This is a genomic window from Agrobacterium sp. 719_389 (genome assembly GCF_900188475.1).
Taxonomy (GTDB): Bacteria; Pseudomonadota; Alphaproteobacteria; order Rhizobiales; family Rhizobiaceae; genus Agrobacterium; species Agrobacterium radiobacter.
Genome location: NZ_FYEM01000003.1, coordinates 252336 through 265196 on the forward strand (window position 1 = coordinate 252336; position 12861 = coordinate 265196).

Genomic DNA, 12861 nt, shown 5'->3' on the forward strand with positions numbered 1-12861 from the left:
CGGAGAAGGGGAGACTGCCGTGGACTATGAAACGATACTGGTCGAGAAACGCGATGAGGTGGGTGTCATCACCCTCAACCGCCCCAAGGCGCTCAACGCTCTCAATTCGGTGCTCCTGAAAGAGCTGCGGCACATTCTGTCTTCGTTTTCCGCCGATGATTCCATCGGTGCGATCATTATTACCGGTTCAGAAAAGGCATTTGCGGCGGGCGCGGATATCAAGGAAATGCAGGGGCTGGATTTTGTCGATGCCTATGTCGGCGATTTTCTCGGTAGCTGGGACGAAGTTGCAGCCACCCGCAAGCCTGTCATCGCCGCCGTCTCCGGCTTTGCGCTGGGCGGCGGCTGCGAGCTGGCGATGATGTGCGATTTCATCATCGCTTCTGATACGGCGAAGTTCGGCCAGCCGGAAATCACCCTCGGCGTCATTCCGGGCATGGGCGGCTCGCAGCGGCTGACACGGGCGGTCGGCAAGGCGAAGGCCATGGACCTCGTTCTGACCGGCCGCATGATGGATGCGGCGGAAGCCGAGCGCGCCGGTCTCGTGTCGCGTGTTGTGCCGGCTGCCAACCTGATGGACGAGGCGGTGGAAGCGGCAACCCGCATAGCTTCCCTGTCGCGTGCCTCCGTGCTCATGGCCAAGGAAAGCGTCAACCGTTCCTTCGAGGTGCCGCTTTCGGAAGGTCTGAGATTTGAAAGACGCTCCTTCCAGTCGCTCTTTGCGACAGTGGATCAGAAGGAGGGCATGGCCGCCTTCGTGGAAAAGCGCAAACCCGCTTTCCGGAATCGCTAAGGATTCGGAATATCGGCGCTTTTAAGCGTTTTGCGCGTTGACGGGCGTAAGCTTTAGCGGTATATGCCCGCCCACGGTTAAGGAAAGCCATCCGGCTTGTCCGAAATTACTCCCGCATTCTTGGGTTACGTGAGGTCTTCGAACGACCCGATCCTATGGTTGCGGAATTTGGTTTGAATTCGAAGAGAGGCATACATGGCCAATACAACTTCGGCGAAAAAGGCGACCCGCAAGATCGCTCGCCGTACCGCAGTCAACAAGGCTCGCCGTTCGCGCGTTCGCGGCTTCATCCGCAAGGTCGAGGAAGCCATCGCTTCCGGTGATCTCGCAGTCGCCACCGAAGCTCTGAAGGCAGCTCAGCCCGAGATCCAGCGCGCCGCCACCCGGGGCGTTCTGCACGGCAACACCGCATCCCGCAAGGTGTCGCGTCTCGCACAGCGCGTTAAGGCTCTTTCCGCCTAATCCGGCTAATCACAAATAATTATTCAAAAAGCCTGGTCTTTTGACCGGGCTTTTTGTGATTCTAACTGTCCGTTAACCATTGCTGCCGTAACGTGACAAACGCATGTCAGATGGACGACAGGAAATTTGCAGTAAAAACAACGACTTGCTGGAGGTCTCTGGAAAACTCAGGGGCTTTCTCTACGGAAGTCGCGGCTAGTTTTGAGTCAAGAAGATTTTTATTTTTTTGCCAAAATCAGCTCTCAAAAATTGCCAAAATTGAATCTCATTGATTCATAAGCGATTCTGCTTCGCACCCTGTCGGTGATGCAAAACGGCCTTTGCGAGTCAATGGCCGATCTGAGTTTTTGCAGAAAAAACGCCATTGATCTCTCCCCACGATCCTGCCTAAATGCATTTCAACAAGGGGTGCGGATCTCAGTCCACAAATTATCTCGATGATCGTATCGACGATATTCACCTTCTTGCTGACGGGTCTTTCGAGGTCCGTTTTTTCAGGTCATGGAGCTTTTTGTGCCGTTTCGGTCTCCGGAACGGGCGGGGGTTTTTTGTCCTCAAGAATGCGCCTTAAGGTTGTAACGAAAGGAGCGTTTTTAGCGTGTCGCAGGCCTCTCCATGAGGGGGAGGGAAATGGGATAACCGGCTCGCAAACAAGTAGTCGCCTTTGGCGTTCTTTCGAGGGGAACGCTTGGGGGCAGAAATAAACGAGGGGGATCCCTGGCGGTCGATCTTTGATCGTCAGGCTATGATTGGCAATTTGAAAGGCGGCAATATGCAATTGAATTTGGCGATGGGTGCGGTGGCTGATGGGGACCGCGCACCAAAGACGCGTGATGCAGCTTGCTCAGATGCGGCAGGGGACAAATCGGCAATGACGCACGATGCGCTGTTTGAACGTTTTAGCGCGCGGCTCAAGGCACAGGTTGGTCCGGAGGTCTATGCAAGCTGGTTCGCGCGGCTCAAACTCCATACCGTTTCGAAAAGCGTCGTCCGTTTTACCGTTCCGACGACCTTTCTGAAGTCCTGGATCAACAACCGTTACATGGACCTGATCACCAACCTCGTCCAGAGCGAGGATCCGGATGTGCTGAAGGTGGAGATTCTCGTCCGCTCGGCCAGCCGCCCGGTCCGTCCGGCTCAGACCGAGGAGAGGGCGCAGCCCGCTGCGGAGGTTGGTGCGGCTCCGCGGAACAAGTCCTTTATTCCGTCTCAGCCCGCAACGACGCCCGCCGCGCAGCCCGCGGCTTCGCAGGCGACCTTGCGTCAGGGCGGTTCCGGGCCGTTGTTCGGCTCGCCGCTCGACACACGTTTCACCTTCGACACCTTTGTTGAAGGCTCGTCCAACCGCGTCGCGCTTGCGGCGGCAAAGACGATCGCCGAAGCCGGCGCCGGTGCCGTGCGCTTCAACCCGCTGTTCATCCATGCGGGTGTTGGTCTCGGCAAGACGCATCTTCTGCAGGCAATCGCCAATGCCGCCATCGACAGCCCGCGCAATCCGCGCGTGGTCTATCTGACGGCCGAATATTTCATGTGGCGTTTTGCGACCGCGATCCGCGACAATGATGCGCTGACGCTGAAGGACACGCTGCGCAATATCGACCTGCTCGTCATCGATGACATGCAGTTCCTGCAGGGCAAGATGATCCAGCATGAATTCTGCCACCTGCTGAACATGCTGCTCGACAGCGCCAAGCAGGTCGTTGTCGCGGCTGACCGTGCGCCATGGGAGCTGGAATCGCTTGATCCGCGTGTCCGTTCCCGTCTTCAGGGCGGCATGGCCATCGAGATCGAAGGTCCCGATTACGACATGCGCTACGAAATGCTCAACCGCCGCCTCGGCTCGGCGCGCCAGGACGATCCGTCTTTCGAGATTTCGGATGAGATCCTGACCCATGTGGCCAAGAGCGTGACGGCGAGCGGACGCGAACTGGAAGGCGCCTTCAACCAGCTGATGTTCCGTCGCTCTTTCGAGCCGAACCTCTCGGTCGACCGTGTCGATGAACTGCTGTCACATCTCGTCGGGACGGGTGAGGCCAAGCGCGTGCGCATCGAGGATATTCAGCGCATCGTCGCCAAGCACTATAATGTGTCGCGGCAGGAGCTGGTGTCCAACCGTCGCACCCGCGTCATCGTCAAGCCGCGCCAGATCGCCATGTATCTGGCCAAGATGCTGACGCCGCGTTCTTTCCCCGAGATCGGTCGCCGTTTCGGCGGTCGCGATCACACCACGGTTCTGCATGCCGTGCGCAAAATCGAGGAGCTGATCTCCGGCGACACCAAGCTTGGCCATGAGGTTGAGCTGCTGAAGCGCCTGATCAACGAAAACAACGCATAAAAGAAGCGGCCCTCGGGCCGCTTTTTTATTGTCTTCTTGTTTATGGGTTAAAGTCGGATTGACGCTGGCGTCAGCAGGCGAGATCGGCTACCACGGCATCCAGAATAAGCATGCCTGATGGTGTGCAGCGCAGGCGGGAATTGCCGAGCCTTTCCACGAAACCATGCTGTAGCAGGAACTCTTCCTTCTCCGGGTCGAGATCGCGGCCGGAAAGGTCGCTCCAGCGGGCGAGATCAATGCCCTCGCGCAGGCGAAGGCCCATCAGCAGCAATTCGTCTGCCTGTTCGTCGACGCCGAGCAGTTCCTGATCGACCATGCCGTGGCCTTCCCGCTCCACGGTTTCGAGCCAGTTTTCCGGGTGGCGTTCGGTCGCGGTTGCGAGCTTGGAAGCGCCCCTCGTCAGGCGTCCATGCGCGCCTGGGCCAATGCCGGCATAATCACCATAACGCCAGTAGGTGAGGTTGTGGCGGCTTTCGGCGCCGGGCCGTGCGTGGTTGGAAACCTCATAGGCCGGCATGCCGTAACGCTCGGTGATTTCCTGGGTCGCCTCATAAAGCACAGCCGAATGCTCGCCGTCAGGCACGATGAGCTTGCCGGCCTTGTGCAGGCCGTAGAAAGGCGTACCTTCCTCAATGGTCAGCTGGTAGAGCGACAGATGGTCGACCGCGTAGGAGACAGCCTCCTTCAGCTCCGCGTCCCATTCGGCCACCGTCTGGTTCGGGCGGGCATAGATGAGATCGAAGGACATGCGCGGAAAAATCTCGCGCGCCAGGCGAATGGCTTTCAGGGCATCGGCAACATCATGCAGGCGGCCGAGGAACTTCAGGTCGCGGTCGTTGAGCGCCTGCACGCCGAGCGAGACGCGATTGACGCCCGCCGCGCGATAACCGCGAAAACGTTCCGCCTCGACGCTGGAAGGATTGGCCTCCATGGTGATCTCGATACCATCGGGCACATGCCAGAAGCGTGCGACGCCATCGAGAAGCGCTGCGACCGTCTGCGGGTCCATCAGGGACGGCGTGCCGCCGCCCATGAAGATGCTGGTCACAACGCGCGGGCCGCTCAGCGTGCGCATATGTTCCATTTCACGGAGAAAGGCAGCCGTAAACCGTTCCTGATCCACCGGCCGGTGGCGGACATGGCTGTTGAAATCGCAATAGGGACATTTGGCCGCGCAGAAGGGCCAATGCAGATAGATCCCGAAACCGGGATCGCCCGTATCCGGCAGAAGCGATGCGCCGGGGGCAGAAAGTTGATGCTCCCCGACCATCGGGTTCATGCCTCCAGGCAGGTTTCTACGAATTTCTTGAAGGCGCGGGCGCGGTGCGACAGTGCAAAGGCGTCGCCATGTTTCCAGCCGTGTTTTTCATCCGAGCTCATCTCGCCGAATGTAGTGTCATAACCTTCGGGCTTAAAGATGGGATCATAACCGAAGCCGCTCGTTCCGCGTGGCGGCCAAACGACAGCGCCCTCCACCTCGCCACGGAAATATTCGACATGCCCGTCCGGCCAGGCAAGGCACAGCACGCTGACAAAGCGGCCGGTGCGGTCTTCCAGCTTCGATGCGCCACGCTCGGCAAGCGCATCCTCGACCTTCTGCATGGCCATGGCGAAGTCGCGGGTGCCGTCGGCCGTCTCCGCCCAATTGGCGGTATAGACGCCAGGCGCACCGTCAAGCGCGTCGATGACCAGACCGGAATCGTCGGACAAGGCCGGAAGACCGGATGCCTTTGCGGAGGCAAGCGCCTTGATGGCGGCATTTTCCTCGAAGGTGGTGCCCGTCTCGTCCGGTTCTGAGAAATTCAGCTCCGCCGCCGATTTGGCGGAAAAGCCGAAAGGCCCGATCAGATCGGCGATTTCGGCGATCTTGCCCTTGTTGTGGCTGGCGACGACGATCGTTCTGGTATCGAGCTTGCGCATCACGTTTTCCTGTCGGCTCAGGCGATAGCCTGTTTCTGAAGGGCGACCAGTTCGCTGCATCCGGCCTTGGCAAGACCTAGCAACGTCAGGAATTCTTCCTCGGAGAAGGGCGCGCCTTCCGCCGTTCCCTGAACCTCGACGATGCCGCCGGAACCGGTGATGACGAAATTTGCATCGGTCTCGGCGGAGGAATCCTCGAGATAATCGAGATCGATCACCGGCTGGTTGGCGAAGATACCGCAGGAGATCGCCGCGATATGGTCCTTCAGAACCTTCTCGACCTTGATCATGTTGCGGGTTTCCATCCACTTCAGGCAATCGTGGAGCGCAATCCATGCGCCGGTGATGGAGGCGGTGCGAGTGCCGCCATCGGCCTGAATGACGTCGCAGTCGATACTGATCTGGCGTTCGCCGAGCGCCTGCAGGTCAACGACGGCGCGCAGCGAGCGGCCGATAAGGCGCTGGATTTCCTGCGTGCGGCCGCCCTGCTTGCCGGAGGCGGCTTCGCGCTTCATGCGCTCATGGGTGGAGCGCGGCAGCATGCCATATTCGGCGGTGACCCAGCCCTTGCCGCTGTTGCGCAGCCATGGCGGCGTCTTTTCTTCCAGGCTTGCGGTGACAAGCACATGCGTGTCGCCGAATTTTACCAGACAGGAACCTTCGGCATGTTTCGAGAAATTGCGCTCGAAGGAAACCTTGCGCATCTGGTCGGTTTTTCTGCCTGAAGGCCGCATATGATCCACTCTCCATGTTGGTTCCTGCCTTCTAAGGTGCGCCCCGGGCTTTTGCAAAGCCAATTTCCATTTTGCCGCGGCGTTGCAACGCATTATATTGATGCGAGCTGGTTTGAACGACAAAGAACGGACGAAATGGGTTTTTCCGCACCGCTATCAAAAGATCAGGCATCATTGCTGGATGAACGGTCTCGGGAAATTTTCCGGCGCATCGTCGAAGGTTATCTCGATACGGGCGAGCCGCTCGGATCCCGCAGCCTGTCGCGGCTGTTGCCGATGTCGCTTTCACCCGCTTCCGTCCGCAATGTCATGAGCGATCTTGAGGAACTGGGCCTCATCTATTCGCCGCATATCAGCGCCGGGCGTTTGCCCACCCAGACGGGGCTGCGTTTCTTCGTCGACGCCTTCATGCAGGTGGGTGATCTGCCGGCGGAGGAGCGGGCAAACATCGACCGGCAGATTGGCCCGGTCGCCGGCCACGAGCAATCGCTGGAAGGGCTGCTGACGGAGGCAAGCCGCATGCTGTCAGGCATGTCGCGCGGCGCCGGCCTCGTGCTGACGGCCAAGAATGACGTCATCCTCAAACATGTGGAATTCATCCGGCTGGAGCCCACCAAGGCGCTCGCAGTTCTAGTCGGCGATCACAATCAGGTGGAAAACCGCATCATTGAGTTGCCCGCCGGCATTTCGTCATCGCAATTGATCGAGGCGGCAAATTTCATCAATGCCCATCTGTCCGGCCAGACGCTGCAGGAATTGCGGACACAGTTCCAGAAGCAGCAGGCGGAACTGCAATCGGAACTCGGTACGCTGGCGCAGGATCTCATCGAGCGCGGTCTGGCCGTCTGGGCGGGGGACAATGAGGAGGGCAAGCTTGGCCGCCTCATCGTTCGCGGACGCTCCAACCTGCTGGAGGGTCTCGCCGGTGAAGAGGATATCGATCGGGTACGCCTGCTGTTCGACGATCTCGAGCGCAAGGAAAACCTTATCGAAATTCTCAACCTTGCGGAAAGCGGTTCCGGGGTCAGGATTTTCATCGGCTCTGAAAACAAGCTGTTTTCGCTCTCCGGTTCTTCTCTGATCGTCGCGCCCTATCGCGATGAGGACAACCGTGTGGTGGGTGCGGTCGGCGTTATCGGCCCCACCAGGCTGAATTATGCCCGTATCGTGCCGATGGTGGATTATACCGCACAGATCATGGCGCGCCTTTCCCGCAAGCAAAGATAGGACAAGCCCGCAAAGGTCAGAGAATGCGGCGAGCTTTTCGCCGCAAGCCTTGATTTTTGCCCGTCAAAGCTCGATATCGGGCGCAACCAACAATATTCAAATCTGGAGAACGTCATGACCGACGATACAAAAAAGCCCGGACCTGACGCGGACGTCGCGGAAGAGTTTGTCGATCCTGCCCTGGCAGGTGAAGAACAGGCCGAAACGGCAGAACCCGATCCGGTCGAGCTGCTCAAGGCTGAGAACGCCGATCTGCGCGATAAATTCCTGCGCCTTGCAGCCGAGATGGACAATCTTCGCCGTCGCACCGAACGCGATGTCAAGGATGCCAAGGCCTATTCCCTGGCCGGTTTCGCACGCGACATGCTCGCCGTTTCCGATAATCTTCGCCGCGCGCTCGAAGCCATTCCCGATGAGCTCAAGACCAATGGCGAAGCCGGTCTCAATGGCCTCATTGAAGGCGTCGAGATGACGGAACGTTCGATGCTGTCGACGCTGGAGCGCCACGGCGTGAAGAAGATCGATGCCGAGGGCCAGAAATTCGACCCGAATTTCCATCAGGCCATGTTCGAAATTCCGAATACGGCGGTTCCGAACAATACGGTGCTGCAGGTGGTTCAGGCTGGTTTCACCATCGGCGACCGCGTGCTGCGCCCCGCCATGGTCGGTGTCGCCAAGGGCGGCCCGAAGGTGGAGACCGCCGCGTCTGCCGAGCCGGGCACCTCGTCTCTCAATGAAAAAGACGCGTAAGACATTTGTCCTTACGTCATAAAAAACGCGCCTTCAGGGCGCGTTTTTTATTGCCGTTAAATTGAGGGGCGGCCTGTGATCAAGCCGCCGTTGCCTGTTCCTGATTGAGGAAGGCGTAGATTGCCGTATCGGAATCGGTCGCACGCAGCTTGGCCACCAGCTCAGGGTCACGCAGGGCGCGTGCAATTCTGGACAAAGCCTTCAGATGATCCGCGCCGGCGCCCTCGGGCGCGAGCAGCAGGAAAACCAGATCGACCGGCTGGTCGTCCAGCGCCTCGAAATCGACCGGCGTTTCAAGGCGTGCGAAAACGCCGGTGATCTGATGAATGCTGTTGAGCTTGCCATGCGGAATGGCAATGCCGTGGCCCACACCGGTGGAGCCGAGCTTCTCACGCTGGAGGATGACGTCGAAAACTTCCCGTTCCGAGACTCCGGTAATTCTGGCTGCCTTTGCGGCCAGCTCCTGAAGCAACTGCTTTTTGGAATTCACCTTGAGGGCGGGAATAATCGCATCTTGTTGCAGCAAATCTGCCAACGCCATTCTCTTTTTCCTTCATGCCATCGAGACGATGCAGGAGGCAGATGCATTTTCGCGCTCTGCCTCCCACGTCTTGTCAGACTGTTCAGCTCTTGATCGTTTCCGCGTCGATCCAGCCAATATTGCCGTCATGACGCCGGTAAACGATGTTGAGATATTCCTTGCCGGGGCTGCGGAAGAGCAGAACCGGTTCGTCGGTCATGTCGAGCGCCATCACGGCGCTGGCGACTGACATTGTCTTAATCTGTTTCGAACTCTCCGCCACAATGGTGGGTGCGTAATCCTCGGGAACCTCGTGGTCCTCATCGGGAATAGCATCCATCACCGTATAGGCGATTTCCTGTGACACGCCATTCGAACCATTGTGGTGGTCCTTCAGCTTGCGCTTGTAACGACGCAGGCGCTTTTCGATCCGCTCTGCGGCGGCGTCGAAACTGGCTTGCGGATCATTTGCCTGACCCGCCGCATGCAATACAACGCCCGTATCGAGATGCAGCTTGCAATCGGCGGCAAAACGCGATCCCGACTTCTCCACGGTCACTTGGCCTGAATACCCCCCATCGAAGTATTTGGTAACTGCCAGACCTATATTGTCCTCAATCCGCTGACGGAAAGATTCACCGATCTCCATATGTTTACCAGATACACGCACACTCATGGAAATTTTCCTTTTTGTAGTGATTTGCGAGTACCAGCTTACGTCAAGCCGCGCGCGCATCCAAGCGTTTCGAAGACCTTAAAAAGCCTCCATTTGAATTTTACGCCCATGGACGGTGGAGATGAATCCGTTACAAATGACCTTGCTTACGTGTGCGGCGGGCTTCTAGCCCCTGGCGTGGCAAGAGTCAATGGTGCGGCAAAAAACCGCCGCAAACGTGAACGGCTCGTTGCTCAGAAGGCGGAAAGCTTGGCCAGCGCCTTCTTTTCCCGGCGCCTCTGGACGGAGGAGGGGATGTTCATCGCCTCGCGATATTTGGCGACTGTGCGGCGGGCGATATCGATGCCGCTCTTTTTCAGATTGTCGACGATGTCGTCGTCGGAAAGGACCGCCTCGGCGGCCTCCTGCGCGATCATGGCCTTGATGCGGTGACGCACCGCTTCCGCCGAATGGCTGTCTCCGCCTTCAACGGCGCTGATCGAGACGCTGAAGAAATATTTCAGTTCGAACAGCCCGCGCGGCGTCAGCATGTATTTTTTGGATGTCACCCGGCTGACGGTGGATTCATGCATCTTGATGGCGTCGGCCACCGTCTTGAGGTTCAGCGGGCGCAGCTGGTCGACACCATTGACGAGGAAGGCATCCTGCTGGCGAACGATTTCCGTCGCCACTTTCATGATTGTCCGGGCGCGCTGGTCGAGGCTGCGGGTCAGCCAATGGGCCGTCTGCATACATTCGGCCAGAAAATCCTGATCCTCGCCCGCACGCGCCTTATGTTTCGATACCTCGGCAAAGTAACTCTGGTTGATGAGCACGCGCGGCAGGGTCTCGGGATTGATTTCCACCAGCCAGCCTCCGGTGGAGGAGGGGCGAACGATAATATCTGGAACGATGGTCTCCGAAACCATCGAGTCGTAACCTGCGCCGGGGCGGGGGTTGAGCGTGCGGATTTCCGCCAGCATGTCGAGGAGGTCTTCCTCATCAACGCCGCAGATTTTTTTCAAAGAGGCGAAGTCGCGTTTCGCCAGAAGTTCCAGATTATCGACGAAAGCCCGCATGGCCGGATCAAGCCGATCCTTCTGGGCAAGCTGGATCGCCAGACATTCGCTCAGGGAACGGGAAAATATACCCGGTGGGTCGAAGCCCTGGAGAGTCTTCAGGACGTGCTCTACCGCCGACGGCGCCGCTCCCAGTCGTTCAGCGACATCATCGACGGCATCCGCCGCAATATAGCCGGTCTCATCGAGCTGACCGATCAGTGCATCGGCGATCATCCGGTCCTCGGCGGCTGATATGGCGAGCGGCAATTGCTGATTGAGATGGTCGCCGAGGCTCTGTCTGGCCGCGACGAAATCATCGAGGTCATAACTTTCCCCGGACTCCTGGCCGGGCATGGATTTCCATTGGCCGGCCAGTTCGGGCGCGTCGGCTTTTCTGGGCTCCGCATCGTCGGGAAAGACGTTTTCGAAGCTGGTATCCAGTTGCTCGCCGAGATTTGCGGCGCGATCGCCATACCAGTCGTCACTGTCTGATGTCACCGTGGCGGATCTCTCCGAGCCTTCGCCGTCCGCGTCGCCGAAACTCTCCGCCTCTACCGGGGTATCGCTGCTCAAATCGCCATCGTTTGCCGCAATTTCCAGCAATGGATTGCGCTCCACCTCCTGCGCGATGAACTGCGTCAGCTCGAAATGCGTCATCTGAAGCAGCTGGATGGACTGCATCAGCTGCGGTGTCATCACAAGAGACTGGTTTTGACGCAGCAAAAGGCTGGCAGACAATGCCATGGCGGACGCGAAACTCCCCTTACAGCTTCTCCATGGCCACAGTTTTCATAAATTTTGCGGAGGCGATGGAACTTGGCCCAAAAATTGCTTTTTTATCTTGTTTGGTCAAGCGTCAGGGCGGGGCGCGATGAAGAATCTTTCGCGCGCCGGTCACGATGATTTTTAGGTCGAAACGACCTAAAATCTTAAATCATGATCTAGATCATATAATTAGAGCGGGATTTCAAGCGAAAACCGCACACACTTTTCGCTATCCCGCTCTGGGTTCAAAGGCTAAAATTATTGCCGAGATAGAGACGGCGTACATCCGGATTGTTGACAATATCATCCGGACGCCCATGCGTCAGAACCTCGCCGGCATGGATGATGTAGGCGCGGTCGATGAGACCGAGCGTTTCACGGACGTTGTGGTCGGTCACGAGAACGCCGATGCCGCGCGCTGTCAGGTGTCTCACCAGATTCTGGATATCGCTGACCGAAATCGGGTCAACGCCCGCGAAAGGTTCATCGAGCAGCATGAAAGTCGGGTCGGTCGCAAGAGCGCGCGCGATTTCCAGACGCCGCCGCTCGCCGCCCGAAAGCGCCACGGCAGGGGATTTGCGCAGCTGCGCGATGTGAAACTCTTCCAGCAGCTCATCGAGCTTGTGGTTGCGCTTGGCTGCGTCCGGCTCATGCACTTCCAGCACGGCGCGGATATTTTCCTCGACCGTGAGGCCGCGGAAAATCGAGGCTTCCTGCGGCAGATAACCGACGCCGAGACGGGCGCGACGATACATCGGCATGGTGGTGACATCATTGCCGTTGATGGCGATCTTGCCGGTATCGACAGGCACCAGGCCCGTGATCATGTAAAAGCAGGTGGTTTTGCCGGCGCCGTTCGGGCCGAGCAGTCCCACGGCCTCGCCACGGCGCACGACCAGAGAAACGCCGTTGACGACGCGCCGCGTATTATAGGTCTTCGTCAGGCCATGCGCGATCAGCGTGCCCTGATAGGGGGTCTTGTCCGCCGGTGAGGCCGCGTCCGCGGATCGGCTGCGCCCGCCGCCGAATATTTTTGAAATCGAGGGTATCTTCACGAGGAAAGACTACTGTTTTTTCTGGGATTTCGGATCAAGCATGATCCGAACAGGGCCGCCGCAGCTTTCGAGCTTGGCCTGTCCTGTATTCATCAGGACGGTCAACTTGCAGCCGGTGAAGACATTCGTGCCCTCAGACAGCACGACCTGCTTGCCCGTGAGAATGAAGGTCTGCGCCGCCATGTCGAACTCACCGTGATCGGCCGTCGCCTTCTGGGTCTCGGACGTCAGATAGACATTATTGTCGACGAAGATTTTTTCGATATTGGCGTCGCCGCTGGTGAGCGATGAACCCTCGCCCTTGTAGTTCACCGTCATCTTGCCGGCCTGAAGGGTGGTCGTTCCCTGCACCACCTTCACATTGCCGGTGAAATAGGCCTTGCGCTCCTGATCGCGAATCTCGAGCTGATCGCTTTCAATCGCGATCGGCTGGTCGCCGGAGAGCTTGACGCCCTGCATGTTGCTGGTGGTGTTCTGGGCGAAAGCCACAGTTGCAAGACACGAAAAAACAAGACCTGCGGCTGCGAGGCCAGCGGATTTGCCAAGGGAAACGGGACGGGAAATTTGCATCATCTGGACCGGGC

13 protein-coding genes are annotated in these 12861 nt (G+C 58.3%); 5 read left to right on the plus strand and 8 right to left on the minus strand.

The features are described from left to right. Positions 1 to 19 precede the first annotated feature (19 nt). The 3 genes from CFB10_RS08170 (at position 20) to dnaA (ending at position 3590) form a co-directional block, all read left to right on the plus strand. Entirely contained in the window at positions 20 to 793 is a 774-nt protein-coding gene (locus CFB10_RS08170; protein WP_020011075.1) for an enoyl-CoA hydratase, read from the plus strand. A gap of 195 nt (positions 794 to 988) precedes the next feature. Continuing rightward, positions 989 to 1255 carry a 30S ribosomal protein S20 gene (gene rpsT, locus CFB10_RS08175; protein ID WP_003493474.1) on the plus strand — a complete coding sequence of 89 codons (267 nt, stop codon included), beginning with the start codon at positions 989 to 991 and terminating at the stop codon, positions 1253 to 1255. Positions 1256 to 2126: 871 nt separating this feature from the next. Then, complete coding sequence (gene dnaA / locus CFB10_RS08180; protein WP_026363804.1) at positions 2127 to 3590, plus strand: chromosomal replication initiator protein DnaA; 1464 nt, start codon at positions 2127 to 2129, stop codon at positions 3588 to 3590. 70 nt (positions 3591 to 3660) lie between these two features. Here dnaA and hemW read toward each other — a convergent pair whose 3' ends face one another. Genes hemW through rph form a run of 3 tightly spaced genes read right to left on the minus strand, consistent with a single transcriptional unit; the run spans position 3661 to position 6244 of the window. Continuing rightward, positions 3661 to 4860, minus strand: a complete 1200-nt coding sequence (gene hemW / locus CFB10_RS08185; protein WP_003503800.1) for a radical SAM family heme chaperone HemW — start codon at positions 4858 to 4860, stop codon at positions 3661 to 3663. A 5-nt stretch (positions 4861 to 4865) separates the two neighbouring features. Further along, positions 4866 to 5510: an RdgB/HAM1 family non-canonical purine NTP pyrophosphatase gene (gene rdgB / locus CFB10_RS08190; protein ID WP_003503799.1), complete on the minus strand. Its 645-nt coding sequence runs from the start codon at positions 5508 to 5510 to the stop codon at positions 4866 to 4868. A 17-nt stretch (positions 5511 to 5527) separates the two neighbouring features. Then, positions 5528 to 6244 carry a ribonuclease PH gene (gene rph, locus CFB10_RS08195; RefSeq protein WP_003503798.1) on the minus strand — a complete coding sequence of 239 codons (717 nt, stop codon included), beginning with the start codon at positions 6242 to 6244 and terminating at the stop codon, positions 5528 to 5530. Positions 6245 to 6379: 135 nt separating this feature from the next. Between rph and hrcA the strand changes: the two genes are divergently transcribed. Both hrcA and grpE read left to right on the plus strand, forming a co-directional pair. Then, entirely contained in the window at positions 6380 to 7471 is a 1092-nt protein-coding gene (gene hrcA, locus CFB10_RS08200; RefSeq protein WP_003503796.1) for a heat-inducible transcriptional repressor HrcA, read from the plus strand. A 114-nt stretch (positions 7472 to 7585) separates the two neighbouring features. Further along, on the plus strand, positions 7586 to 8221 hold the full coding sequence (gene grpE, locus CFB10_RS08205; protein WP_020011071.1) for a nucleotide exchange factor GrpE: 636 nt from the start codon (positions 7586 to 7588) through the stop codon (positions 8219 to 8221). A 79-nt stretch (positions 8222 to 8300) separates the two neighbouring features. On the opposite strand, the gene ptsN is transcribed toward grpE, so the two are convergent. From ptsN to CFB10_RS08230, 5 genes are all read right to left on the minus strand, one after another. Continuing rightward, positions 8301 to 8762: a PTS IIA-like nitrogen regulatory protein PtsN gene (ptsN, locus tag CFB10_RS08210; RefSeq protein ID WP_003503792.1), complete on the minus strand. Its 462-nt coding sequence runs from the start codon at positions 8760 to 8762 to the stop codon at positions 8301 to 8303. Positions 8763 to 8844: 82 nt separating this feature from the next. Continuing rightward, positions 8845 to 9417, minus strand: coding sequence for a ribosome hibernation-promoting factor, HPF/YfiA family (gene hpf, locus CFB10_RS08215; RefSeq protein WP_026363803.1), 573 nt, complete (start codon positions 9415 to 9417; stop codon positions 8845 to 8847). 233 nt (positions 9418 to 9650) lie between these two features. Further along, complete coding sequence (rpoN, locus tag CFB10_RS08220; RefSeq protein WP_026363802.1) at positions 9651 to 11201, minus strand: RNA polymerase factor sigma-54; 1551 nt, start codon at positions 11199 to 11201, stop codon at positions 9651 to 9653. Between the two features lie 266 nt (positions 11202 to 11467). Beyond that, positions 11468 to 12277 (minus strand): LPS export ABC transporter ATP-binding protein, encoded by an 810-nt coding sequence (gene lptB / locus CFB10_RS08225; protein WP_020011068.1) that lies wholly within the window; start codon positions 12275 to 12277, stop codon positions 11468 to 11470. Positions 12278 to 12286: 9 nt separating this feature from the next. Continuing rightward, positions 12287 to 12850: an LptA/OstA family protein gene (locus tag CFB10_RS08230; protein WP_003503784.1), complete on the minus strand. Its 564-nt coding sequence runs from the start codon at positions 12848 to 12850 to the stop codon at positions 12287 to 12289. Positions 12851 to 12861 lie beyond the last annotated feature (11 nt).